This window comes from Hominenteromicrobium sp., assembly GCF_046974225.1.
GTDB classification, from domain to species: Bacteria; Bacillota; Clostridia; order Oscillospirales; family Acutalibacteraceae; genus Hominenteromicrobium; species Hominenteromicrobium mulieris.
In genome coordinates, this window is the sequence record NZ_JBKWAE010000019.1 from 15,357 (window position 1) to 39,148 (window position 23,792).

Genomic DNA, 23,792 nt, shown 5'->3' on the forward strand with positions numbered 1-23,792 from the left:
ATGGTTTTAATATTTCCAAGAAGAAAGTTCATAATCTACAAAAATGATGTTGCCTTCCATTTCAGGAAATGGGGTATTGTAACAAATAATCCGTTCGGGTTCGATTTGCCGAAGCATTTCGCGATAACCTTTTAGGAAAAAGTCTTTTTGATCGGCGTGATTGCCATGCTCAGAAACCATGTAAGTGGATACCGCCACAACACGCCCCTTTGGAATGCCCTTGAAACAGAAATCAAAGGTATTTTCGTCTCCCCAACTTACGGTTGGAATAACCCGAATTCCTTTTGAAGCAAAATATGCGCCGCACCAGCGGTTTCTAAAAGTGTTATAAAGCTGCATTGAAGGGTTCATCTCTCTATAGATACTGAAATCTGGAGATAGAACGGCTCTGTAGCGTTTCAGTTTTTCTATATCATAGTCCGGTTTTTTCCATATCCGTTCAAATTTATAATCATATAAAAAGAAATGAACCATGCGGTTTAAGTGATGCTCATCTCTGATGTTGGTGCGGTCAAAGCCGATTAACAGCAGATTTTGAAAGTCTTTATCCCCGAAATTTCCTTTGGGAATAATAGGAATCTTAAATTTGTCTTTGCCATGAAACTGGTTTCTTAGCATGATTTGACTTGTGCGATATTCTCGATTCTCTTCAGTCATTTTTACATCTCCTCTATAAGTAAAATGAAGTCTTTCTACCTATAGAGGAAAACACGGCAAAAGTTTCCCTGAAAAAGGAAATTTTCGCTGCATTTTCTGCAAAAAATATTTTGATGAATAGTTTTAGAAACGAAACGGCATTCACTAACGATTTTGGAAAAGAAGAAGCTTTGAAATGTGCAAAAGCTTTTTTCAAAAGAAAAAACCACGAATCAAAAAGACTCGTGATTTTTGGAGCGGGCGAAGGGAATCGAACCCTCGTATTCAGCTTGGGAAGCTGATGTTCTGCCATTAAACTACGCCCGCGTATTCATTTTGCTGTATTATCTATTCTAATATAAATTGAGGAAAAAATCAAGAGGGAAGTTCGTTTTGGGACATTTTTTGTTTTGAAGCAAACGGTTTCACACACGATACAAATTCCGCAGAGGAATTTCGGCAAAGTTTTCTCTTGAAAAATGCGATGATTTTCGGTATGATTATATAGAGTTGTTCGTACAAGTGATACGAGTGACGGAATGAGAAAATCACACAAACGGCGGGTTTGCCGTGAAAGGACGGGTATATATGGAACGCAACGAGACTGCCGCGCTGATCCGCGGGGGCGAAGCGGTATTCGGTTTGGAGCTTGGCTCTACGCGCATTAAGGCGGTGCTCATCGGGCCGCACGGCGAGGTATTGGCTTCCGGCAGCTATGACTGGGAAAACCGCTTGGAGCAAGGTGTGTGGACGTACCACATGGACGACGTTTGGCACGGCATTCAGGAGAGCTACAAGAACCTTGCGGCATCAGTAGAGGAGAAATACGGCGAGAAGATCACGCATTTGAAGGCGCTGGGGTTTTCCGCAATGATGCACGGCTATTTGGCGTTTGACCGCGAGGGCGAGCTGCTTGTGCCGTTCCGCACATGGCGCAATACCATGACGGAGGAGGCCGCTGCTGACCTTACGTCGCGCTTTGGCTTTAACATTCCGCAGCGCTGGAGCATTGCGCATCTGCACCAGGCAATATTAAACAACGAGCCGCATGTGAAGGACATTGCGTTCATCACGACGCTTGCGGGCTATGTGCACTGGAAGCTGACGGGTGAGAAGGTGCTCGGCATCGGCGATGCCTCCGGCATGTTCCCCATTGACAGCGAGCACAACGTGTACGATTCCGGCATGATGGACACGTTTGATATTCTGCACAAGGAGCACAACCTGCCGTGGCGGCTGCGCGACATTCTGCCGCAGATTCGCCTTGCGGGCGAGGACGCGGGCGAGCTGACCGACGCGGGTGCGCTTTTGCTTGACCCCACCGGCACCTTAAAGCCCGGTGCGCCGTTGTGCCCGCCGGAAGGTGACGCCGGCACGGGCATGACGGCAACGAACAGCGTCCGTGTGCGCACGGGCAATATCTCCGCAGGCACGTCTGTTTTTGCGATGATCGTGCTCGAAAAGGCACTTTCTAAAGTACACACGGAGATCGACATGGTGACGACGCCGACCGGCAAGCCCGTTGCGATGGTGCATTGCAACAACTGCACGTCCGACATCAACGCGTGGGCGGGGCTGTTTAAGTCGTTTGCGGAGCTCATCGGCGCGAAGTGCTCCATGCCGCAGGCGCTTGATACGATGTTCTTTGAGGCTTTAAAGGGCGACGCCGATTGCGGCGGGCTCGTTTCGTGCAACTACTTCTCCGGCGAGCCGATCACCGGCATGGAGGAGGGCAGACCGCTGTTTATGCGCCTGCCGGACAGCGCGTTTACGTTCCAGAACTTTGCGCGCACGCAGCTTTACTCCGCGATGGCGACATTGAAAATCGGCATGGATATTCTGATCGAAAAGGAGCACGCGGAGGTTGATTCGCTGCTTGGCCACGGCGGGTTCTTCAAGGCGAAGGGCGTGGGCCAAAAGCTGATGGCAGGTGCGCTGCATACGCCGGTCTCCGTGATGGAAACGGCGGGCGAGGGCGGCCCGTGGGGCATGGCGCTGCTGGCTTCTTACCTTGTGAACGCAGAGGACGGCGAAACGCTGGAGGATTACCTCGATAAGAACATTTTCGCCGAGGCAAAGAGCGAGACCGCAGAGCCGGATGAAACCGACATGCAGGGCTTTGATAAGTTCCTGGAGCGCTATAAGGCAACATTGCCGGTGGAGAAATCCGCAGTGGAAACGCTGAAATAAAACAGAAACGGGGAGCCGCGCAAGGTACACGCACGGCTCCCCGTTTCATTCTATATTATTCTGCGTCAAAGGACGGTAGGCTTATTCGATCTCAATGTGGCGCGCGCTGTCCGGCAGGGCCTTCTTCGGCATTTCAAGCTTCAAAACGCCGTTGTCGTAGGTCGCCTTCATGTGGTCGGCGTCTACACTGCTCAGGTCAAACTGACGGCTGTACGAGCCAAAGGAGCGCTCGCAGCGGACGTAGTTGTTCTTGTCGTCCTTTTCTTCCTGCTCTGCCTTGCGCTCGGCGTGAATGGTCAGCGTGTCGCCGTTGACATCGAGATGGATGTCCTTCTTGTCAAAGCCCGGCAGGTCGGCCTCCAGCGTGTAGCTGTCGCCGTTATCCTTGATGTCGGTCTTGAACGATGCGAGCGCGCTGTGGTCGAACCAGCTGCCGAACGGATCGTTAAAGAAATTGCGTTCAAACGCGTCCATTTCACGGAACGGGTTGTAAGCACTCAGGTTGTTTCTTCTATCATTATTGTTACGATACGGTCTCATGTCAAACATAAGTCATTCTCCTCTTTGTTGTGATGTTTTCGTCTTAAAAGCTGCATGTTTTCACGTTTATCGTGTTCACTTTATGTTCCAAGGGAACCACCTCTTTGTATTCATCTTTTCTTTTCGATTATCAGTATAGTGGTACTTTTCGTTTTTTGTGTTATGCGTTTTTTACGAAATTGTTAAACCTGCACTTTTTTCTTTTGAAAAAACATTGCATGGAAAATAACGCTGTGCTATACTGAAAAAAACGGGATGCCTTTGCGCAGAAAAAGCTGCACCGTGTGGAGGCGTACTGCCACCCGGATAATGTGAATTCCTGGCACTTACTGGAGCGCCTCGGCTTCAAACGCGAAGCGCACCTGCGCCGCGACATCTGGTTCAGAAAAGACGAAACCGGGCGCCGATTTGGCAGGATACGTACATTTTGTGTGCGGTATGTCGTTTTACTTTGGCAGTATTCAGACGGCGGAGAACGCGGAGGACGTGCAGGGCGCGAACATGGGCGTTTTGGAAGTCGTCATCACGGCAGCGATGATTTTACTGGCAACGGGATTATCTGTGATTTTAGTCAACCGAAAGTTCAAGCAGGAGTCAATAGAGCTTTTGAACAGAAAAAGTGATTAAAGTTCACGACTTATTGACAGTGTGTTCGATGGTTTCTATACTGAAAGCGGTATAAAAAACGATTTACGGGAGGTGCACTATAAAGAATCACAGAAGGTACATTTAAAACGGGTAGAGCATGGTTTGGTTTAAACTCAGAAAAGGAGAGAGTGTGATGAATGAAAAAATCTCAGAAAATACGTATACACTGCATAATCAGGTGGAGATCCCCTGTGTAGGCTTTGGCACCTGGCAGGTACCGGATGGAGAGACGGCGGCTAATGCTGTGATGCATGCCATTGAGGCAGGCTATACCCATATTGATACAGCTGTAGTATATCACAATGAAATCGGAGTCGGTGCAGGAATCCGGATGTCGGGGGCAGCGCGTGAAAAGCTGTTTGTTACAAGCAAGCTCTGGAATGATGTCCGGGGATATGATGAGACTTTGAAGGAATTTGGAAACTCTTTAAAAAGGCTGAATATGGATTATCTGGATCTGTTCCTGATTCATTGGCCTCGTCCCATTGCTTTTCGGGACAATTATGAGGAGGTAAACAGGGAGACATGGAGAGCCTTTGAGCATCTGTTAAACGAAGGATATGTGCGGGCAATCGGTGTCAGCAATTTCCTTCCGAAACATTTAAAAGCATTGTTAAAGAGCGCAGAGGTCGTTCCGATGATCGATCAGATTGAATTTCATCCTGGCTGGATGCAGCCTGAGACAGTATCATTTTGTGAAGAACATGGGATTTTAGTGGAGGCCTGGAGTCCTTTGGGCTCTGGAAAACTGCTGTCTGATCCGGCTCTTGTGGCTCTTGCCGAAAAGTATAACCGGTCAACTGCACAGATTTGTCTGCGCTGGTGTCTTCAGAAAGGGAAATTGCCACTTCCAAAATCGACAACACCTTCCCGCATCGAAGAAAATCTGCGTCTGTTTGATTTTCAGATATCAAAGGAAGACTCCGATTTGATTGATGGTCTGGCCTGTGTGGGCCGTACGGGATCGGATCCGGATAATGCAAAATTTTAAAGTGATTTTTACTATTTGGTGGAAAAAGGGGGTTGTCGGGAAATAGATAACCTCAAACAGGGCTCGATAGAGCTTTTGAACAGAAAAAGTGATTAAAGTTCACAACTTATTGACAGTGTGCTCGGCGGTTTCTATACTAAAAGCAATATAAAAATGATTTGCAGGAGGTGCACTATGAAGAAGCACGACTTTGGCGCGTGGTTTCTTCTGTGTGCGCTCCTGTTTCTTTTTGCACCGGGTGTTTCGGCCATGGCAGAAGAGACGAAGCCGCTGTTCGCATTCGCAGCACAGGAAGAAGAGGTGCGTCCCGGCGGATCGTTCGCCGTGACCTGCACGCCGGTGCGCGGGGACATTGGCGCGTTCGTGCTGTTTGCGGATTTTGACGCGGAAGCCATAGCCAATGCGAAGGCCGAGTTGCCGGAAAGTGTGAAATCGCGCCACGTGTATACCTCGCAGCAGGACGGACGTTTTGCGCTCGTTTACACGGCGAAGGACGGCGGTGCGCTCACGGAGCCGTTCACGCTGGTGTTCCGCACGGAGCGCGGTGCGGAGTTTGATGCGGTGACGGTCAGCTTTTCCGTGACCGATGCGGCGAACGCTGTGGGGCAAGAACTCATAGATACGGTGCAGACGACGGAAAAGACGTTTACTTACGTGAAAGAGCCGGAGATCGGCGCGGCACTGCTTTCGCTCATCCCGCCGACGGGCACGCTTTCCCCGAGCTTTGACCCGGAGAGGTTCCAATATTCGCTCTCGGTGCCGTTTTCCGTCACGTCACTCGTTTTCGACGCCCAGCCGGCAGAGGGCTGCGCTGTGCGCGTGAACCGCAAAAATCTCGGCGCGGGCGGCAGTACGGTCGATTTTGAATTCACCGTGACGTCCGAAAGTGGCGAAACGACAGTGTACACCGTGGCCGTCACGCGTGAGACAAAACCCGTGACGGCGGTGGCAGGAAAGACGGGCACGTCGTCCGCCGCAAAGGGAAAAGACGCGGCAAGCAGTGAAAAGCTTGCGGAAAGCGAAGTCGCCGAAGCCAATGTAGAAGAAGCACCGGCCGAAACAACCGTTGTGACAGGTGAAGCGCGCGACGCGGATCTGACCCGGACGGAAGCGGAGAAAAACGCCCGTGCGGTACAGACAGACCGTCTTGTTACGGCTGCCATCGTGCTGCTTGCGGTGGCATTTGGCTTTATGCTCGCCGTTTTGTGGCAGCGTGTTTCCGAAAAGAAGGGAGAAAAGTCCGGTCCGCGCCACGGCGCATGATGCACACGCTGCGCTCCGATTTCATACTATGAACTGCGAGCTTGTCTTGCAAGTATAGTTTGAAAGGAGACACAGCACATGGCAGATGAAAACACCATGCTGCGCGGCTGCCGCACCACCTGTACGCCGCTGCCCGAGGACCCTGTGCCCGGCATGGCCTACGTGCCGTTTCAGCAGTGGAGCGAAACCTACGAGCCGGCGCGCGCGTTCGATGACGGCACACTGTTCCCGGTTTTGAATAAACCGTTTTACGGAAGGCGGGGTGAGCCGCGGTGAACGAACAGCAGCGTTTAAGGCGGCACATTTCCGCCGTGCAGTTCGCGATGTGGGAGCTGCATTTGTATCTGGATTCGCATCCGTATTGCAAAGAAGCGGCGAAAAAGCTTGCTGCTTACCGCGAGGAATACGATAAGCTTACGGCCGAGTACGAAAAAGCGTACGGCCCCTTAAACGAGACTTCGCGCTCAACGAGCCGCTGGGCGTGGATCAGCGACCCGTGGCCGTGGGAAACGGAGGCGAACGAGTAATGTGGATTTATGAGAAGAAGCTGCAGTACCCTGTACGCATCAAAAACCCGAATCCCGCGCTCGCAAAGCTCATCATAAGCCAATACGGCGGCCCTCACGGAGAATTAGGCGCTTCCCTGCGCTACCTCAGCCAGCGCTACTCCATGCCCTACCCGGAGCTTCGGGCGATATTGACGGATATCGGTATCTCTGTTTCAGAAATGCCGCTTTTGGGGTCTAAAACGCCTTTTGAGGCCTTTGCGACGGCGTAACTCCACTTAATGGGGAGCAAATTCAGGTAAACATCGACGGTACCCTTACTTTGAACCACCATTTTTTCTAAAATCTGTGAATAAAACGCATCTTCATATTCCACACCGCTGACGATTTCATGAATGGCAGCGGTGATTTCTTTCATCACGCTTTCCTGCTGATCGGCGAGGAGGTGCTGCTGGTCTATGCCGCTGATCGTATCTTGCAGCTCGGAAATCTCCTTATCGCAGACTTCGCGTTTCGTGATGAATTCCTGCTTGGTGATTGCGCCGGATATGCACAGGTCAATCAGCTGCGTGCGCTTATCTTCGACGGATTGAATTTGCTCTTTGAGTTTTTCAATATGCGAATAGTTGATGTTTACGGAAAGCACGGATTGAATGACCGAAAGCAAATTTGCGGTGATTTTCTTTTCCTCTAATTGCAGACTGCGGGTTACGAGGTACATGATATGAACGGCATCTTCATTGCGGATGCTTGGATTTGAGCAGCCAAGCGGATTTCCGGCTTTATCGGTGTGCGGGCTGCCTTGTGTAGCGGACTTGTAGCATCGCCATGCTTTGTAGCGGGTTCCGTTATTTCGATTTTTATATCTTGCCACATAGCTGGAGCCGCAGCAGCCGCACTTGATTTTGCCGGAGAATGGATAACGGTTGCTGTGCTTGGCTTTACCTTCCTGCGTTAGAGATTTTTCATCTAAAATGCGGTTGGCTTTCTCGAAAAGCTCTCGGGAAACGATGGGTTCGTGGTGGTCTTTGATGATGACAAATTCTTCTTCGCCGCGGTTATATTTCTTTTCGTGAGAGAGAAAATCCGGCGTGAAAGTTTTCTTTTGTACGAGGTCGCCGCAATACTTTTCGTTGCGGATCACACGCAAAATGACGGTGTTGCTCCACTCTTTGACGCGCATAGGCGTGATACCTGCTTCGCGAAGCTCGCGTGCGATGACGTGTGTGCCCTTGTTTTCGTTTGCAAACTTATGGAAGATAAGCCGCACGATTTTGGCGCCGTCTTCATTGATGGTCATTTTGCCGTCTTTAACATCGTAACCCAACATACTTCTGCCGAACACAACGCCTTGTTCCATCTGGCGTTTTTGCCCCCACTTCACACGTTCGGACGTCTTACGACTTTCTTCCTGCGCAATAGAAGACATGATTGCCAAGCGAAGCTCTGCATCGCCGTCTAAGGTGTTGATGTTGTCGTTCATAAAAATCACGCCGACGCCGTGTTTTTTGAGGTCGCGCGTGTAATAGATGCTGTCGAGCGTATTTCTCGCAAAACGGGAAATTTCTTTTGTGATGATCAAATCGAAATCGCCCTCTTTGGCGCAGGCGATCATGCGCTTGAATTCGCTGCGCTTTTTGGTGTTGGTACCGGAGATGCCTTCGTCGGCAAAAATCTCATAAAGCTCCCAATCGGGGTTGCGCTCAATATACTGTCTGAAATAGCGCTGCTGGCTCTCAAAGGAATTTGCCTGATCTTCGTGGTCGGTGGAAACGCGGCAATAGGCAGCCACACGCTTTCGCACATCGACTATTTTTCGCTCTTGATTCATGCGTTCATATCGGTTCATATAAATCCTCCTTTTACAGTGAATGTTTCTGTGCCTATTATTATAGAAAGCGAAAATTGGTTTGTCGAATGTGCAAATTTGTTTTTACAGTTTGTTTCGGATGGCTTCCACAATCCCGCCCCCTGAAGTTGTTAATTTTCTCGATCACATTAGAGAATGCTGTTGGCAGTTAAATATTCGTGTAAAAATCGGTGAAATTTTCTTTCACAAGGAATGTTTCTGCTTTATGGTATTACAGATTTGATTTTTGCTTTCTCTTTTTCCCAGTTCGGCTAAACATTCTTGATATTGAGCGGGTGTCAGCAGATTTCGCTGTTTTAAGGAGAGAAGAATGCCTTTCTGCAAGTTCAGAAAGAAAGCGGCATGCTCCTTTTCATCCAATTTTGGAAGCGGTTCACCGATATAGATAAATTCTCTGTGCGCCAAATTACCACCTCGTGGTGCAAGTATATGGGAGCTTACTTGTACCGGATAACAAATAAAAACAAAGTCTTTATGTTTTCAGCATTTATCCCATAACCCGATACTGACAGCGAGGGCTTTATCGATTTTCTGAATATAGGAATACGGCAGTCTGCCTAATCGGGCTTGCAGACGCTGCTTATACACGACATTTTTCGGCGATTTATAAACGGAGTAAAGGTATTTGTTTACAGATTGTTTACATTTGGCGCGCTTATGGGATGGAAATTCAAAATTTGAAATATAAAGCTGCTTGACCTTTTGCCTTGCAAATTTTTTAAAACGAGAGCTGGCTGTTAAAGGAAAATTCAATAGATATTTGTAGAGTGTTCGGATTGATAAATGCTACTTCATGATGCTCTTTTGTCATTTAGTGTGATTTTGCTTGACTTAATTTGAAATTCTATTATTATTAAGTCAACTAAACGTTTAGAAATCATGTCTGGTAAAAACCGGTGATTGCTGTATAACCCTCTATGAATTTGCCTTTGTAGCTGAAAGGTGAGTTCACATATAGCATATAATTATATTTCACCAATTTAAAGGAGGAAAACCTATGAAACGCAAATTTGCCATTCTTTTGTCTGCCATGCTGCTCATGCAGGCGGTCTGCGGCTGCGGCGGCGCGGCGCCTTCGGCTACGTCTTCCGCTTCGGCTTCAACGGACAGCATCGCAAGCAAATCGAGCGAAAAAGCAGTGATCGTGACGGATGAGCAGGAATTTACGCACGAAAACGGCATAACGAGGCTCGCAAAAGAAATCTACGGAGATTTGAATGTTGAGTTTTTCGTCCTCTCCGAGGATACGCAGGAGCGCGAAACGCAGATCTCCTCCCTGCGCGTGGAGATCATGGCCGGCGGCGGGCCGGACGGCTATCTGCTTTCTTCCCCGACCTCAAACATGACTTTCAATGGTGAAGGTCACCCGGCCACGTTGTTTCCGGATGTGCAGCGCACCATGCAGGCCGGCGCTTTTCTGCCGCTTGACGATTATATAAAAGAAAGCGAATACCTCCGCTCCGAAGACCACTTTGCCCCTGTTTTCGATACCGGAAAAACCGACGAAGGACAGGTCGTGTTGCCTATCACGTACTACGCAAGCGTTTTTCTCCTCGATAAAGCACAGCTTGCCGACCCCGATTTCACCCCCAAAACATGGGACGAGCTTGTGAACTGTGAGGACACGGCCGTTCTGAAAGTTGTGCGCAACAATCTCTACACTTGGTGCGGCGCCGGAATTCCCCGCATTGCAGATTACGCCACCGAAAAAACAATTCTCACCGAGGAAAACCTCACCGCGCAGTTTGAAGATCTTCTTGCCATGCCTGCGTCGGAAAACTTTGACGAGGAGACCGCACTGATCCAAAGCGGATCCTATGCGCAGACCGATGAAGGCATGGCGTATTACGCACAGAATAAAGACACCGTGAACGCCCTTGCCATCCCGAACACCGAAGGCGGCGTGACCGCGTTTATTACCTCCTACGCAGCCATCAATCGCAACAGCCCAAAGGCCGATGAGGTGTTCCGCTTCTTCGAGCTGCTGTTCAGCGACGAAGCGCAAATCGACACGGAAACCGTGAACGATGCGCGCGGTACGCTTTTGATGCTCGGCAACCTAAACAGTTTCTTGACGCACAAAAACGCCTATCTGCAGCCCGAGCTGCTTGAAAGCGTGCAAAGCCGCATCAACGCTGTGCGGTTCTACTCCGTGATGGACTACACCATTTACGATACCGCCACGACCCTGACGTGGGAAGAAAACCCGGATTGCGCTGCCGCTGCGCACAGCGTGATGGAAGCGCTGCAAACCAGACTCTCTGAATAATGCGTTTTACAAAATTTATGCAAAACTCGTTTACTCGTTTATAAGATTAGAAAAGTATAGTAAATATAATTACAATCAAACGGCAAAACATGAGGAAAAAATCTTCATTCCCCGCATCTCATATCCCCATAACGTGAAAGAGGTGTCCGATATGAAACGTAAGCTATCTGTTCTTTTGGCAGTGCTGCTTTGCACGCTATCCCTCGCATCCTGCGGTGCGCCGCCCCCGCCTGCCGGCATTACGGAAAGTGATGATTCGGGCGGCAAAACCTCCGGCTCGTCCTCGTCCGGCGCAGTGGATAAAGACGCTCTGCGCGTCTGCGTGGACGTCGACTACCGCGGGCTCATGGTAGACGGCTTGACGCCCGAAAACGCGTTTTATAACCTGATGAACACCGTAAAAAGCCTCGGCGGGCCGGAAAACGTATCGTTTGAGTACCTCCCCCGCGAGGGCACAGAGCGCGAAACGGCGCTCGACCGCGTCCGCACCGAGATCATGTCCGGCGGCGGCCCGGATATGTTCATCATCGCCTGCAACGGCGGCATCGATTACATGGCAGCAGACGTCGAAGCGCTGTTCCGTGTGCCCGAAAAAGCGATGGAAGCCGGGCTTTTTCTGCCGCTCGATGACTACATCCAAAACGCGCAGTTCATGGAGTGGAATAAGCTGAACGAGACCGTCATGGCAGCCGGTCGCACCGAACAGGGTCAAATGCTGCTGCCGATGACCTACACCTTCCCGCTGACCATGTTCCGCGAATCGGACGTAACGCTCACCACCACAGCGGAAACCACATGGCAGGACATGCTGAACGACAAAACGAACGTGCTCACTGCTGCCGCTGACTGGATCCCCACGATGGAAGAGCAGGAAAATTTTGAAAACCAATGCGGCGGCCCGCTGCTCCCCTACATACTGGGCGACCTTGCCGATTACAGCAGTGAAAAGCTGCTCTTTACGGAAGACGAGCTTTTGCAGCGCATCACCGACGTTATAGAGTTGGATGTGCGCAATAAGAACGGCGAATTTGAAAATGTCCCGCCTTATTACCACTGGTTTGCATGCGGCGGCCTTACGGGCAGCGACTTTGCCGATCCGCATGTCAAGGTGCGCGACCAAGGCCCCATCACCATGGTGCCGCTCTATTCGGACGACGGCGGTATGACCGCAGCGGTCACGTCGTATGTCGCTATCAACCGCAGCACAAAGCACGCGGACGAAGCGTTCTTCCTCGCCGACCTTTTGCTGCGCAAAGAGACCCAGCTGTCCTCCGCGCTCTATTCCGAGTGGCTCGTATACAATGATTCCGTAGGCATCCCCGTTTATGCCGATGCCATGCAGGATACCAGCCCCGTAACGTGGCACGGCATGACCGATTGGCACATGAGCGCCGAAAACTACGAAAACTTCAGCGCCGCGCGCAGCCAGATCACCCGCGTTCGCTTCCAGGGCGGTTTGGAGGAAGCACTTGTAAATTGCTACTATGCGTGCAGCGATGCCCGCTACCAAGACCCCAATGCCGATCTCGCGCCCATCATTGCCGAATGGTACAAGACCATGGAGCAGTGGGTGCAGGAATAAAATAAAAGGCGGTGCCTTATGAGAAAAGCATTTCACGGATATATCCTGATCGCCCCGGTGATGATCGGCTGCCTTGTGTTCACGCTCATCCCGTTCGGCATTGTGCTGCGCTATTCGTTTACGCAGGGCTACGGCGCCGCCGGCATGTTCGTCGGCATGGAGCATTATACGAAGATGTTCCAAAACGACCTTTTCCGTCTGGCGTTTTTCAACACGATGAAGTTTTTAGCCATAGGGCTGCCGCTCATCATGCTGCTCTCCTATCTTTTGGCACTCCTCATGCAAAAGCAGGCGGGCAAGCATAAGCTCCTTAAATCTGTCTTTTTGTTTCCGTACATCATGCCCGTCGCAGGTACAGTCTTGCTCATCGATCTGCTTTTCGGCGAAAAGGGCGCTGTAAACGGCTTGTTTGCCGCGTTAAACCTGCCCATCGTCGAGTGGCTGAACGGCAAATACGCGTTCTGGGTCATGATCCTCATGTACCTCTGGAAAAACACGGGGTACAGCGTTATTCTGCTGCTCGCAGGGCTCGTCACCGTCCCCGCGGAGCAGTACGAATCCGCCGATCTCGACGGCGCTTCGGCGTTTCAGAAGTTCCGCTACATCACCACGCCGCAAATGTGGTATTCCGTGTTTTTCGCCCTGATTTTCTCCGTCATCAACGCATTTAAGTGCTTCCGCGAGATCTTTCTTAGCGGCGGCGAGCACCCCGTGGATGAGCTTTACATGCTCCAGCATTTCATCAACAACTGCTTCAGCAACCTCAATTACCAGAAGCTCTCCGTGGCTTCGGTCTTATTGTTGATCGTCATTATCGTATTCTTTGGCTTATTCTATGCGTTTGTCAGCCGAAAGGAGGCGTTCCGCGAGTGAAACGGTTTTTCTCCGGGCTGTTTGCCGCTTTGGTCGTGGTGTTATCCGCTGCGCCGTTTTTGTACGTGTTCGTGCGCAGTTTTCTGTCGCCTGGCGGCGTTACGTTCCAGTATTATTATGACGTTTTTCTGGCTTCCCCAAAATATCTTTTCCGCTTTTGGAAAAGCATCGGCATGGCCGTGTGCATCGCCGCGGGGCAGCTTTTGATCTCCGTTTTTGCCGGGTTCGGGTTTGCAAAGTATAAGTTCCCGGGCCGCAACTTCCTTTTCTTCCTCTTAATGATCCTCATGACGCTGCCTGTGCAGGTCACGCTCGTGCCCGATTTCATCATGCTGGGCTACATGAACCTGCTGAATACCTACGCAGCGCTGATCTTACCGTCTATTATCGTGCCGCTCGGCACGTTTATTTTAACGCAAAGCTTTAAATCGGTGCCGGACACCGTTCTGGATGCCGCCATGCTGGACGGCTGCGGCGTGCTGCGCATGTTGCTTTACGTCGTCTCGCCGATGAACAAAAGCGGCCTTGTGTGCGTTTTGCTGCTCTCCTTCCTCGACGCATGGAACATGGTGGAGCAGCCCATCGCGTTTTTGAAAGAAGCCGAGCAGTACCCCGTCTCGGTGGCGCTCGCCTATACACCGCCGAGCGAGACCTCCGTGCAGCTCGTCTGCTGCATTCTGGTCGTGCTGCCCGCGCTGTTCCTCTTCACCTTCTTCAACCGCGAGCTTGTGGAAGGCATCGTTTTAGCGGAGGTGAAGTGATATGAAACGCCGCGTTCTCTGCATTTTTGTTTTGATCTTATGGGGCCTCGTTTTCTGCACGATGCTTTCCGTGCGCATTGAGCAGCTCATGATCCCGGAAGTGGTGCTCACGCAAGCGGACGAAAGCGAACCCTCCCCGCACATCGCGCTTGACTCCCTTTTCTTCGACGATACGGGCATGCACCTCTACCGCCCGAGAGAAGGCACCGGCTGGGAGACCGGCACGCGCATTTATGAAGAAGAAATCAATAATTATTCCGTGGGCGAAAATCAGCTTGATTTGAAGTTTTTCGGCAGCTATGTCCGTTACGCTTCAAAGCCCCTGCGCAGTGGCGACGAAATTTCAATCAAATCCGATTTGGAGAACCGGGACGACACATGGCTTGCCATATTCCCGGAGGGCATCCCGCAGCTTTCAGGCGCCCTCACACCGACCGCAGAAGCCGAAAACGCATTGCTGTTTAACGTGACGGACACCCCGCAGCCGTTTATGGCAGACCGCGCGAAAAGCACAATTTTACCCGTGACGGAACTCGCAAATGAAAACGCCGGCAGCTTTTACAGCCTTTCAGACGTTAAAAGCTTTCTTTCGCAGCTGCCGCTTTTGGCCGCATTGCTTGCCCTCTCGCTTTTCGTCTTGATTCTGTGGGTTTATTCTTTCGTTCTCTCGCGCAGAGCGAAAGAGAACCGCGCAAAGCTCATTTTCCACGGCGTTTTAGGTGTTCTCGCCCTACTCGCCGTGCCGTTTATCCTGCTGCACATCGCTCTGCCGTCCTCTCTCCTGCCGCAATACCGCATTACGGACGCCGCCTATTATATGCGGGAGTTTGGAGAGATTTTTTCCGCATTGAACATACTGGCAAAATCGAGTAGGGAATCAACAGAGCTACTTCAATATGCGGGAAAAATGCAAGCGATGACTCTTGTAATTGTTGGGTTCGGTATATTTTTAAGCGTTATATTTATTTTGATAGAAAGATTGGTAAGAAATAAATCGGTTAAGAAAGAGAAACAATAACTATATTATCATTAGTTTTTAAGGAGCTGATCTATTCGGGAATCACACCTGATATTGCTTTTTTGGATGTCGAAATGCCGGGGCGAAGTGGGATTCACGTCGGTGCGGAATTGATGCAAAAAAACGTGTATGTTAAGATCATTATTATCACTTCATTCCCCGATTATCTCGATGAAGCAATGGATTTCCATGTTTATCGGTATTTATCCAAACCTATTGACGAAAACAGATTTTGCCGCAGCTTGTCGGCGGCGCTAAAGCAGCTTCATATGGAAACTGTATATATTCATGTGTGTACAGTGGACGGTGGTCTAAAGCTTCGCGCCGACGAGATCATTTGTGTTGAAAGAAGAAAAAATAAAGGGTCGTTCGCTAAAAAGACGGAAGCTTTCACGCGTTTTATGAAGATGAGAAAAGAAAATTTTATGTGATAATTGAAATTTAACATAGGTTCAATTAATAGATATTGAAGTTTAAGCAAAGAAAGACCAGCGTTAAAAACGCTTGTCTTTTTTTGTTTTTAAAAAATCAAATTTGCCAATAAATCAACCCAAATAAGCGCTTTTTTGTCGTTTCATGATAAATGTATTGACTTGTTTCCGTTAATATGATATTTTAACAGCAAGTTAACCATATGAAAAATTTTGAAATTTAAGGTTTGGCCAGAGTGTCATTTGACTTTAAAGGTAACGCGTTTTGTGATGGGATTACGATATCAGAAAAATTCGGAATGGTTTTCAACTTTTCCTTTAGTTTATGATATGGAGAAATATATATGGTGATTTTGAAAGAAATGAACTACATTGTTTTGCGCAACCGCGGGCGGACGGCGCTTTCTGTTTGTATTGCGGCGCTGCTTGTATGCTGCATGTCGTTTTACCTCGGCAGCATCCAGACGGCGGAGAGCGCGGAGGAAAATCTGGCGCAGGTCATCCCGGTGACGGCGCAGGTGGTCAACCGCAGCGGTGCGCGCACCGTGGGGTTCGAGATCGACGAAAATCACTTTGCGAACCTCATGAAGGCGGACATCAAAGACGCGGTGTACACGGCCTCGGCGTGCGCGAATTTTCAGGAGCAGTACCGCGCGGAGGACGTGCAGGGCGCGGACACGTCCGTGACGGCGGTGAGCGGGCTTTCGGCGCTCGTCGGCGTGACGGAGGAGAACATCGCGTTTGAAAACGGGTATGACCTCTCGTTTTTGGAGCGCGCGGAGCCGCTGTGCGTGGTGAGCCAAAGCTACGCGGCGCAGTACGGGTTGAATTCGGGCGACACGCTCTCGATGCCGTTTTACGTGACGCGCTACAACGACGACGGCTTTTCGCTGCGGTACGAGCACCTCGGCATGCAGGGCGTAAAGATCATCGGCGTGTACGCGGACAGCGCCTCGGGCAGCGCGGTGCCGTGCAGCATGATCGTCTCTGTGCCGTGGCTGCAAACGGTCGTTAAGGAAAATAATCTGCGATTTTATTACAGCTCGTTCCGTTGTGCGCTGCGCGACCCGATGAAACTGAACGATTTTAAAGATGCCATGCGCGGCGCAGGATTTGCAAAGCCCGACCCGAACGCGCTTGATGAGCGCCACGGCGACACGCTTGTGGTGGACGACCAGCTTTTCATTGAGACGGCAGAGAAGTTGGAGCAGAATTTGAAGGTGCTGCGGTGGTTTTTAGCGCCGTTTTTCGCGCTCGTCATTGTGCTTGTCACGCTGGTGACGTTTCTTTTGCTGCGCAGCACGCGGCGGGACATGGCGATCTCGCTTTCGCTTGGGCGGCCGAAGATTTTAAGCGGATGCGCGTGCTTTTTCGGTATGCTCATCGCAAATGTGTGCGGCTGCGCGGTGGCGGTGCCCATATTGCTTTGCACGGCGGGGCTTGCGCTCGGGCAGATTCTGACGATCTGCGGGCTGTACCTTGCGTCCTCGTGCGTGGGCGTTTTGCTGGCGCTCATTTTGCTCCTGCGGTTTGACGCACTGGAGCTTTTGACAAAAATCGATTAACGGAAAGGCGGCGTGAATATGGCTGTTTTAGCAGCGGAAAATGTGAGCTATACCTACCAGAGCAAATACCAGAAGGTGCAGGCGTTAAAAAACGTCTCCTGCACGTTTGAGGCGGGAAAATTCTACGCGATCGTCGGGCAGTCCGGCAGCGGCAAAACGACGCTGCTTTCGATGCTCGCGGGTCTCGGCACGCCGAGCGAGGGCGAGATCATTGTGAACGGAAAAACGCTGAAAGAGATCGGAAGCGAACGGCACCGACGCGAGAACGTGACGGTGATCTACCAATCTTTCAACCTACTTCCCACTTTGAACATACTCGAAAATGTGATGTACCCGATGCAAATTTCAAAAAAGCCGACGAAAGAGGCAAAAATCAAAGCCAAAGAGCTTTTAAGCTCGGTTGGTCTCGGTGACGTTGACCCGAGAAAGCTGCCGGCGATGCTCTCCGGCGGTCAGCAGCAGCGCGTCGCCATCGCGCGGGCGCTGGCGTCCGACGCGAAAGTTATCCTCGCGGATGAACCGACGGGCAACCTCGATACGGAAAACGGCAAGGTCGTCATTGACTTGCTCAAAAAACTCGTGAAAGACGAAAATTACTGCGTTATTGTCGTCACGCACGACCCGGGCATCGCGGCGCAGGCGGACATCGTCTACAAAATGCAGGACGGAAGGCTGGCAGTAGAATGTTAAAGAGCCTCAAACAACTCCTTCGCACGCCGATGAAAACTTGCTTGTTCTTCCTCCTGATGGCCGCCGCCACGGCACTTTTGGTGATGGGGGCAAATTTGTGGGCACAGACACAGGCGCAAATGGATGCTGTGGAAAAGCAATTCACAACGCTTGGCACGGTAGAGCAAAAGCCGAACCGCACGCAGATGCGCACGGGGTGGGATGCCGCCGATGGGGCGTATTATAGCGAAGTCGAACCCGTGTATGATTCGGTGATCTCTGCCGATGTTCTGGATTTTGACGGCGCGAATTATTTGAAAGCGCCTGAAAAACGCCCGTATTACCTTGCGGATTTGCAGGGGCTTGCGGTGCGCGACGGCGGCACGGCGCTGTTTTACCCGGTGGTCGAATTCACGCCTGCCGAAACGGCGGTGCCGGATCACCCCATAAAAGTGTATGTGCAGCGATTTTTGTACCCGGAAGCGGAAAATCAGAACAATGAATACGAAATTTACGTTTGCGACCACTGGACGGAAAATCCCGCGCCACTGGAGGCAGGGAAAACATATGTGGCGTATACAAATGTGATCGTCAATCACCACGAAAACGCGAAAAGCTCCATTGAATACGCACTGATCGCGGCGGAGCGCTCCACACAGTGCGACGCAGGCGGAAATTTGCTTGAAAGCGATATGCAGACACGGACATTTGACGAAGTGACGGCAGGCTTTTACGAGACCGAGCGCGGGCAATATTGGCTGGAGCTTTCAAAGGCGCTTTCCATGTGGGACACGACCGCGCCCGTTTTGCCGGTTACAGATACGGCGCTGCTGCCGAGCTTTCACGACCGCACGGTGTATGTGCGGGAGGGGCGGACGTTTTCCGCGGAAGACCTCGAAAACGGTGCGGCGGTATGTCTTGTTTCCGAAGAATTCGCGCGGAAAAACGGGCTTTCCATCGGCGATAAAGTGGAGCTGCCGCTTTACGGCGTGAACGAAAAAGACTCGCCGCATAGGACGTTCGGCGACGGCAGTGGCCTGCGCACGTTTTCGCTTTTAAACGCACAGAACCGGACATACACGCCGTTTTGGACGGCAAAGTATGAGATCATCGGCACGTATTACAGTGTGGGCACATACGGAAAACCGGCGGGCTCCATCGAAATGGCGCTGAATTTGTTCCTCATTCCCGCAAATTCGGTCAAGGCAGATTTTGCCGGCAATATCGTAGGCAGCGGACCGATGCAGCGCGCGACGACCTCCTTCCAAATCCCAAACGGCACGGTCGACGACTACATGGCAGCGTATAACCGAAATGTTCCGGCGGAGGTTCGGGAAAATTTGGAGATCACGTTTGACGACAATGGGTACAGCCAGATCATCGGCGGTTTACTCAATATGCGGTATGTGGCGATCATTTTATTCGCGGCAGGACTGCTCTCGGCACTGGCGATTTTGGTGCTGCTGCTCTATTTCTTCATCGTAAAGCAGAAGAAGCGCACGGCAATTGAGCGGAGTTTAGGTATGAGTAAAAATCAGTGCCGCGTGTCGCTTGTTTCGGGCGTAGTGGTCTTGAGCGCTGTGGCGGTGATTTTGGGCACAGTTTGCAGTTCAGTGCTGTTTGACAAAGTGCAGACGCTCGATTTAACCGGGCAGAACGAGCACACATTCAGCACGGAATACAGCCTTTGGGCGCGCGACGAAAATGCGGTGGAGACAGAAGACGCAGAGAACACGGGCGTTTTGGAAGTCGTCATTCCTGCAGCGATGACAGTATTGACGGCGGGATTATCCGTGATTTTGGTGAACCGAAGTCTGAAATATGAATTAATTGAAATGCTGAACAAATAGCGACACTGGATTTTGGGAGGAAAACATGACTATTCATGAAATGCAAAACTTGAACCGAGCCACTATTGAACATGCTTCAAAAGTTATCGTGCCCGGCATGACGCTCATTGAGCTTCGTAAACTATGTGAGGAATATATGCTCTCCCACGGTGCGGATTCCTTTTGGTATTGGGATGTAGGCGCTTTTGTTTTCGCCGGTGATAAGACTACTGTATCCGTATCCGGTCGTGAGTATAAAACAGATGACCACATAATTGAGCCAAACGATATTATTACAATAGATTTAAGTCCACAGAGCAACTGCATTTGGGGCGATTACGCAAGAACTCTGATTGTAGAAAACGGTAAGATCGTCAAAGACGTAGAGCAAATACAGAATGATGAATGGCGAAATGGTCTTAAAATGGAAGTCTATCTGCATGAAGCTATGCTTGGTTTCGTGAATGAGAACACTAATTTTGAGGCGCTGTTCTACTACATAAACGATCAGATTAAAGCTCGTGGGTACGTCAACCTTGATTTTCTTGGAAATTTGGGTCATTCCATAGTTAAGGATAAAAAACACCGTATCTACATTGAAAAAGGAAACACGGAAAAACTGTCCGCTGTCGAAGCGTTCACTTTTGAACCGCATATCAGTTTGCCTGGGTCTTTATACGGATACAAAAAGGAAAATATATATGGATTCAACGGTGGTGTTTTGACCGAACTATAAACAAGAATGGAGAAGTGAAAATATAATTCAGGAGCTTCAATTACAGAACCAGTTATCGGGGCATTAGCAATAGGCGGTGGAGGAGATTGGTATGCGCTCCCTGTTCCGGGACAAAAGCATCGCTTTTATAATGGATTAGGCAGCTTCATAGGTATAGGAACGGGTGCAGGTGGAGAAATTCACACTGGTTGGAGCGATACAAATAATGTGTTTGTGTTTAATATATTTAAATTGCTGGATAAGATAAAGTCATAAAAGGAGTGTGACTATGAAAAGAATAAGCAAAGTTCTAGTATTTCTATTGATGACTGTGACCTTTTCGCTTTTATGCATGCCAGCGGAGGCTGCGCTTTCTGGGGATTATTATTCTGATTCCGATGCAAAAGAGTTTTATGATTCTATTTCTTTTCGGGAGATTGAGCCAACGGAGAATATGGGAAAAATCGTAAGTTTTGACGTTGCAAATCAAATTCTATTGGCATTTAGCTCACAGAAAATAGCAGTCTGTGACACAAGCGGAAAAATTTTAAAGGCATTTGAATTTCAAACATATGGCAATTATTATGTACAGTGGTGCGGAGACGACATTCAAATTTACTTTGTGCGAGGTGATTCTTTACTGACTGTTATGCAAGATGGAGAATTGGTTTCGTGCATAGCGGTTAACCCTGACAGAGCAACAAACGAAACGAGTATTCAAAAGTTAGAGCACAAAACAACATGCGAGATTTCTGGCGTAACTTACAAAATTCAAAAAGGCAGACCAATACTCGAGTTATTATCAGGGTACAAATATACCCAGATGGTAAAAATAGACAACACGGGGAGAGAGACGATATTATACGATTGTACTGCGCAATACAGTAGCGAGACACCCACAATAATTGTTTTGATTATCATGTGTTTCTTGATAATGCTTACGATTGTCATTTATTGGCAAAAGAATGGGCGAAAATCGCAACAAATCTCTGCATTGAAGGGAATCTTAAAATAAATCGACTCAGTATATCGATGTTTGCTATCTTTATAGTCGTTGTACTAACTTCCTGTGCGCAGGTGGGTAGGACATTGTTATGAATCCACAGCATTGTTATTGGCAGATGATTTGACAGGAGTAGGTGTAGCCAACGATTTTCTACTACCAGGAAGTGTAATGTGTGTGTTTTATGGTATGAATGTTGGATTAGAAAAACAAGTATGTGAAGAATGTGGGGCTGTAATTTATGTGGGACCGTAAAGAAAAAATTACTATAAATAAAGATAAACTTCTTTATATTTTGGATTTTTTCGATGTGTATTTGATGCAGTTTATACAAGAAATTTTGATGGATTCAAAAGAAGATCCTCATTTTTCAGCAGTTGCTGCCAATAATATGATTCTTTGCTATTTAGAAATTATGACTGAATTGGGTCAGAAATTACCATACAACAGTGTTAAAGAGTATTTCGAATTTCAAGGGTTTGATCCAGAGGAATACGATGCATTTGAAAGATCCAGAATAGAAGAATCAGCTTATTATAGAGGTCCACAATTTTGAAATTTACATGTTAATATTTTAAAAATTTATGCTTTTGAATGGTACCGGCGGCGAGAACGATTCAGTACGGGTATGCTGTATCTGCTTTTTAAGCAGGAAGAAAAAACGGGGAAAATTGAATTTCCCGATGTGTAAGGAGGAGCAAGCATGAGCAAAGAAGCTGCTTTTTCGGTGTTTTGCCTCGAAAACTATAAAGCATATAAGTCTCTGACGGGCAAACAGACGGCAGAATTGTTTCGCCAGTATGGCGTATTTGACTACTTGAACGAGTTTTACGATGTTCTTCACACAACGGGCTATCAGTATATCAACCACGATATTGATATCTATCTGAAGTCCCGAAATGCCGTGATCACAGCATAATAGATTCATAATATACCAAGTTGTGAGTCTATTATCGGTGTCACGCTCCGATTCCCAATGGCAATTTAATATTTGTGTAAAAATCGGTGAAATTTTCTTTCACAATGAATGTTTCTGTTTTATGGTATTCCGAATTTGATTTTTGCTTTCTCTTTTTCCCAGTTCGGCTAAACACTCTTGGTATTGAGCGGGTGTCAGCAGATTTCGCTGCTTTAGGGAGAGAAGAATGCCTTTCTGCAAGTTCAGAAAGAAAGCGGCATGCTCCTTTTCATCCAATTTTGGAAGCGGTTTACCGATATAGATAAATTCTCTGTGCGCCAAATTACCACCTCGCGGTGCAAGTATATGGGAGCTTACTTGTACCGGATAACAAATAAAAACAAAGTTTTTATGTTTTCAGCATTTATCCCATAACCCGATACTGACGGCGAGGGCTTTATAGGTGTTTGCCACCACTTTCGGCGGGATATATGGTATATGTTTCACCTACATTCTGACATAAAAAAGCCGAGGGGCTTTCATAGTGAAAATCCCTCGGCTATGTAGTTATCTGCATAGGCGTTGACTGTTTTATTTGCAAATCTATTCTGTTGTATGTGGCAAGTATTGGAGAATGTGCCTTTGTCAAAAAATTAGAATTTGCGCGAACCCTTTTTCGATGGAAGATATACAGATGTATTCGATTGCTATAATACGAATCTCTGCGCGATAAGCAATTTTTTCTGAAATCAGCCAATATTAAATTAAATGAAAAGAAAGTTATTACAGTGCCCTCAGCAGAAATGCCATATACAATGGAAGCGTCAGAACTTGCCCCATGCGACCAACATTATAGTCTCCAAGCTTGATGGCGCTGCTGACGTGATATTTTTCCGGATGATTCAAAATCGTTTTTGTACTCTTGATGTTGCCGGTCGCCGCTTTTACTTCCACGAGCGTACACTCGCCTTTGTAGCGGATTACAAAATCTACTTCCAAGCCGGAATCCTTGTGAAAATAATAGAGCTTCCGTCCCATCTTTGTAAAAATATCGGCAATCAGGTTTTCAAAGATGGCACCTTTGTAGCCGAAAAGATTACCCTGCAGAATGTCATACTGCGTGCCGTCTTCCAGCATACTGACGAACAGACCCATATCGCGCATATATACCTTGAAAGTGTCCTCTTCAGCGTTGCCGTCTAGCGGCAGTTCGGTAATGGAGAGGTTATAGCAGCGGGAGATGATTCCCGCATCCTCGATCCATTGCAGGCTCCCGGCATATTTTGCAGCTGTGGAGCCTTTTCGGACAACAGAATACTGGAATTTCTTATTTTCCTTGGCTAACTGACGGGGGATGGACTGGAAGCACTCCTTGATGCGGGACTTGTCTTTCTTTTCCGCGTATTTCACCATGTCGTCTTCATATGATTACCTCCTATTAGGAACACTGTAAATACAAGGCTTTTCGGAGCCTACAAATCAGAAAAAATAATATTTGATCTATCACATTACGCAAAAAGCCGTCCGGCATGAAA

The 23,792-nt window shown here is 48.9% G+C and carries 25 protein-coding genes, 1 tRNA gene and 1 pseudogene; 20 read left to right on the plus strand and 7 right to left on the minus strand.

Annotated features, from left to right (window positions below):
* Window positions 1–6: 6 nt before the first annotated feature.
* Window positions 7–657: a DUF4417 domain-containing protein gene (locus ACLTX1_RS11565; RefSeq protein WP_412330971.1), complete on the minus strand. Its 651-nt coding sequence runs from the start codon at window positions 655–657 to the stop codon at window positions 7–9.
* Between the two features lie 232 nt (window positions 658–889).
* A tRNA-Gly gene (locus ACLTX1_RS11570) sits at window positions 890–963 on the minus strand.
* A 261-nt stretch (window positions 964–1,224) separates the two neighbouring features.
* On the opposite strand from ACLTX1_RS11570, the gene ACLTX1_RS11575 reads away from it, so the two are divergent.
* Complete coding sequence (locus ACLTX1_RS11575) at window positions 1,225–2,826, plus strand: FGGY-family carbohydrate kinase (RefSeq protein ID WP_308448889.1); 1,602 nt, start codon at window positions 1,225–1,227, stop codon at window positions 2,824–2,826.
* An 81-nt stretch (window positions 2,827–2,907) separates the two neighbouring features.
* Here ACLTX1_RS11575 and ACLTX1_RS11580 read toward each other — a convergent pair whose 3' ends face one another.
* On the minus strand, window positions 2,908–3,375 hold the full coding sequence (locus ACLTX1_RS11580) for an Hsp20/alpha crystallin family protein (protein WP_308448888.1): 468 nt from the start codon (window positions 3,373–3,375) through the stop codon (window positions 2,908–2,910).
* A gap of 399 nt (window positions 3,376–3,774) precedes the next feature.
* Between ACLTX1_RS11580 and ACLTX1_RS11585 the strand changes: the two genes are divergently transcribed.
* The 6 genes and pseudogenes from ACLTX1_RS11585 to ACLTX1_RS11610 all read left to right on the plus strand — a co-directional run.
* Window positions 3,775–3,993: a hypothetical protein gene (locus ACLTX1_RS11585; RefSeq protein ID WP_395590468.1), complete on the plus strand. Its 219-nt coding sequence runs from the start codon at window positions 3,775–3,777 to the stop codon at window positions 3,991–3,993.
* 154 nt (window positions 3,994–4,147) lie between these two features.
* Window positions 4,148–5,005, plus strand: coding sequence for an aldo/keto reductase (locus ACLTX1_RS11590; protein ID WP_395590467.1), 858 nt, complete (start codon window positions 4,148–4,150; stop codon window positions 5,003–5,005).
* Between the two features lie 174 nt (window positions 5,006–5,179).
* The gene (locus ACLTX1_RS11595; RefSeq protein ID WP_343284627.1) at window positions 5,180–6,268 is read left to right on the plus strand and encodes a cadherin-like beta sandwich domain-containing protein; all 1,089 of its coding nucleotides are present in this window, start codon (window positions 5,180–5,182) and stop codon (window positions 6,266–6,268) included.
* 78 nt (window positions 6,269–6,346) lie between these two features.
* Entirely contained in the window at window positions 6,347–6,544 is a 198-nt protein-coding gene (locus ACLTX1_RS11600) for a spore coat associated protein CotJA (protein WP_343284628.1), read from the plus strand.
* Entirely contained in the window at window positions 6,541–6,795 is a 255-nt protein-coding gene (locus ACLTX1_RS11605) for a spore coat protein CotJB (protein ID WP_176821399.1), read from the plus strand. Before ACLTX1_RS11600 ends, ACLTX1_RS11605 begins: the two co-directional genes overlap by 4 nt.
* A pseudogene (locus tag ACLTX1_RS11610) lies at window positions 6,795–6,980 on the plus strand (manganese catalase family protein); the annotation flags it as partial. The gene ACLTX1_RS11605 and the pseudogene ACLTX1_RS11610, both read left to right, overlap by 1 nt.
* Here ACLTX1_RS11610 and ACLTX1_RS11615 read toward each other — a convergent pair.
* Together ACLTX1_RS11615 and ACLTX1_RS11620 are read right to left on the minus strand one after the other, a co-directional pair.
* On the minus strand, window positions 6,944–8,623 hold the full coding sequence (locus ACLTX1_RS11615; RefSeq protein ID WP_412330972.1) for a recombinase family protein: 1,680 nt from the start codon (window positions 8,621–8,623) through the stop codon (window positions 6,944–6,946). The pseudogene ACLTX1_RS11610 and the gene ACLTX1_RS11615 overlap by 37 nt on opposite strands.
* A gap of 204 nt (window positions 8,624–8,827) precedes the next feature.
* Entirely contained in the window at window positions 8,828–9,049 is a 222-nt protein-coding gene (locus tag ACLTX1_RS11620; RefSeq protein WP_412330973.1) for a hypothetical protein, read from the minus strand.
* 592 nt (window positions 9,050–9,641) lie between these two features.
* On the opposite strand from ACLTX1_RS11620, the gene ACLTX1_RS11625 reads away from it, so the two are divergent.
* The 13 genes from ACLTX1_RS11625 to ACLTX1_RS11685 all read left to right on the plus strand — a co-directional run bounded on the left by ACLTX1_RS11625 (window position 9,642) and on the right by ACLTX1_RS11685 (window position 22,278).
* Complete coding sequence (locus ACLTX1_RS11625; RefSeq protein WP_412330974.1) at window positions 9,642–10,913, plus strand: extracellular solute-binding protein; 1,272 nt, start codon at window positions 9,642–9,644, stop codon at window positions 10,911–10,913.
* 151 nt (window positions 10,914–11,064) lie between these two features.
* Entirely contained in the window at window positions 11,065–12,495 is a 1,431-nt protein-coding gene (locus ACLTX1_RS11630; RefSeq protein ID WP_412330975.1) for a hypothetical protein, read from the plus strand.
* Window positions 12,496–12,513: 18 nt separating this feature from the next.
* Complete coding sequence (locus tag ACLTX1_RS11635) at window positions 12,514–13,368, plus strand: carbohydrate ABC transporter permease (protein ID WP_412330976.1); 855 nt, start codon at window positions 12,514–12,516, stop codon at window positions 13,366–13,368.
* Window positions 13,365–14,129 carry a carbohydrate ABC transporter permease gene (locus tag ACLTX1_RS11640; protein ID WP_308448878.1) on the plus strand — a complete coding sequence of 255 codons (765 nt, stop codon included), beginning with the start codon at window positions 13,365–13,367 and terminating at the stop codon, window positions 14,127–14,129. The genes ACLTX1_RS11635 and ACLTX1_RS11640 overlap by 4 nt, the downstream gene beginning before the upstream one ends.
* Window position 14,130: 1 nt before the next feature.
* Window positions 14,131–15,147: a hypothetical protein gene (locus tag ACLTX1_RS11645; RefSeq protein WP_412330977.1), complete on the plus strand. Its 1,017-nt coding sequence runs from the start codon at window positions 14,131–14,133 to the stop codon at window positions 15,145–15,147.
* A gap of 53 nt (window positions 15,148–15,200) precedes the next feature.
* Complete coding sequence (locus ACLTX1_RS11650; RefSeq protein WP_343284727.1) at window positions 15,201–15,578, plus strand: LytR/AlgR family response regulator transcription factor; 378 nt, start codon at window positions 15,201–15,203, stop codon at window positions 15,576–15,578.
* A gap of 344 nt (window positions 15,579–15,922) precedes the next feature.
* A complete protein-coding gene (locus tag ACLTX1_RS11655) occupies window positions 15,923–17,143 on the plus strand; it encodes a hypothetical protein (RefSeq protein ID WP_308448876.1) in 1,221 nt (406 codons plus the stop codon).
* Between the two features lie 18 nt (window positions 17,144–17,161).
* Window positions 17,162–17,833, plus strand: coding sequence for an ABC transporter ATP-binding protein (locus ACLTX1_RS11660; RefSeq protein WP_343284635.1), 672 nt, complete (start codon window positions 17,162–17,164; stop codon window positions 17,831–17,833).
* Window positions 17,827–19,662 carry an ABC transporter permease gene (locus ACLTX1_RS11665; RefSeq protein ID WP_412330978.1) on the plus strand — a complete coding sequence of 612 codons (1,836 nt, stop codon included), beginning with the start codon at window positions 17,827–17,829 and terminating at the stop codon, window positions 19,660–19,662. The genes ACLTX1_RS11660 and ACLTX1_RS11665 overlap by 7 nt, the downstream gene beginning before the upstream one ends.
* Window positions 19,663–19,687: 25 nt before the next feature.
* Complete coding sequence (locus ACLTX1_RS11670; RefSeq protein WP_308448873.1) at window positions 19,688–20,377, plus strand: M24 family metallopeptidase; 690 nt, start codon at window positions 19,688–19,690, stop codon at window positions 20,375–20,377.
* A 268-nt stretch (window positions 20,378–20,645) separates the two neighbouring features.
* Window positions 20,646–21,371, plus strand: a complete 726-nt coding sequence (locus ACLTX1_RS11675) for a hypothetical protein (protein ID WP_308448872.1) — start codon at window positions 20,646–20,648, stop codon at window positions 21,369–21,371.
* A 229-nt stretch (window positions 21,372–21,600) separates the two neighbouring features.
* Entirely contained in the window at window positions 21,601–21,915 is a 315-nt protein-coding gene (locus ACLTX1_RS11680; RefSeq protein WP_177713606.1) for a hypothetical protein, read from the plus strand.
* Between the two features lie 147 nt (window positions 21,916–22,062).
* A complete protein-coding gene (locus tag ACLTX1_RS11685) occupies window positions 22,063–22,278 on the plus strand; it encodes a DUF3791 domain-containing protein (protein WP_308448871.1) in 216 nt (71 codons plus the stop codon).
* Between the two features lie 99 nt (window positions 22,279–22,377).
* On the opposite strand, the gene ACLTX1_RS11690 is transcribed toward ACLTX1_RS11685, so the two are convergent.
* Entirely contained in the window at window positions 22,378–22,599 is a 222-nt protein-coding gene (locus ACLTX1_RS11690) for a hypothetical protein (protein ID WP_308448870.1), read from the minus strand.
* Window positions 22,600–23,040: 441 nt separating this feature from the next.
* Window positions 23,041–23,670, minus strand: a complete 630-nt coding sequence (locus ACLTX1_RS11695) for a DUF4143 domain-containing protein (RefSeq protein WP_308448869.1) — start codon at window positions 23,668–23,670, stop codon at window positions 23,041–23,043.
* Between the last annotated feature and the right edge of the window lie 122 nt (window positions 23,671–23,792).

What these genes read in the sequence shown, in the direction of transcription:
- ACLTX1_RS11670 (WP_308448873.1), top strand. Translation starts at nt 19,688, where the DNA reads ATGACTATTCATGAAATGCAAAACTTGAACCGAGCCACTATTGAACAT.
- ACLTX1_RS11590 (WP_395590467.1), top strand. Translation starts at nt 4,148, where the DNA reads ATGAATGAAAAAATCTCAGAAAATACGTATACACTGCATAATCAGGTG.
- ACLTX1_RS11595 (WP_343284627.1), top strand. Translation starts at nt 5,180, where the DNA reads ATGAAGAAGCACGACTTTGGCGCGTGGTTTCTTCTGTGTGCGCTCCTG.
- ACLTX1_RS11685 (WP_308448871.1), top strand. Translation starts at nt 22,063, where the DNA reads ATGAGCAAAGAAGCTGCTTTTTCGGTGTTTTGCCTCGAAAACTATAAA.
- ACLTX1_RS11645 (WP_412330977.1), top strand. Translation starts at nt 14,131, where the DNA reads ATGAAACGCCGCGTTCTCTGCATTTTTGTTTTGATCTTATGGGGCCTC.
- ACLTX1_RS11615 (WP_412330972.1), bottom strand. Translation starts at nt 8,623, where the DNA reads ATGAACCGATATGAACGCATGAATCAAGAGCGAAAAATAGTCGATGTG.
- ACLTX1_RS11680 (WP_177713606.1), top strand. Translation starts at nt 21,601, where the DNA reads ATGTGGGACCGTAAAGAAAAAATTACTATAAATAAAGATAAACTTCTT.
- ACLTX1_RS11675 (WP_308448872.1), top strand. Translation starts at nt 20,646, where the DNA reads ATGAAAAGAATAAGCAAAGTTCTAGTATTTCTATTGATGACTGTGACC.
- ACLTX1_RS11600 (WP_343284628.1), top strand. Translation starts at nt 6,347, where the DNA reads ATGGCAGATGAAAACACCATGCTGCGCGGCTGCCGCACCACCTGTACG.
- ACLTX1_RS11565 (WP_412330971.1), bottom strand. Translation starts at nt 657, where the DNA reads ATGACTGAAGAGAATCGAGAATATCGCACAAGTCAAATCATGCTAAGA.
- ACLTX1_RS11630 (WP_412330975.1), top strand. Translation starts at nt 11,065, where the DNA reads ATGAAACGTAAGCTATCTGTTCTTTTGGCAGTGCTGCTTTGCACGCTA.
- ACLTX1_RS11665 (WP_412330978.1), top strand. Translation starts at nt 17,827, where the DNA reads ATGTTAAAGAGCCTCAAACAACTCCTTCGCACGCCGATGAAAACTTGC.
- ACLTX1_RS11695 (WP_308448869.1), bottom strand. Translation starts at nt 23,670, where the DNA reads ATGGTGAAATACGCGGAAAAGAAAGACAAGTCCCGCATCAAGGAGTGC.
- ACLTX1_RS11575 (WP_308448889.1), top strand. Translation starts at nt 1,225, where the DNA reads ATGGAACGCAACGAGACTGCCGCGCTGATCCGCGGGGGCGAAGCGGTA.
- ACLTX1_RS11625 (WP_412330974.1), top strand. Translation starts at nt 9,642, where the DNA reads ATGAAACGCAAATTTGCCATTCTTTTGTCTGCCATGCTGCTCATGCAG.
- ACLTX1_RS11580 (WP_308448888.1), bottom strand. Translation starts at nt 3,375, where the DNA reads ATGTTTGACATGAGACCGTATCGTAACAATAATGATAGAAGAAACAAC.
- ACLTX1_RS11635 (WP_412330976.1), top strand. Translation starts at nt 12,514, where the DNA reads ATGAGAAAAGCATTTCACGGATATATCCTGATCGCCCCGGTGATGATC.
- ACLTX1_RS11655 (WP_308448876.1), top strand. Translation starts at nt 15,923, where the DNA reads ATGGTGATTTTGAAAGAAATGAACTACATTGTTTTGCGCAACCGCGGG.
- ACLTX1_RS11660 (WP_343284635.1), top strand. Translation starts at nt 17,162, where the DNA reads ATGGCTGTTTTAGCAGCGGAAAATGTGAGCTATACCTACCAGAGCAAA.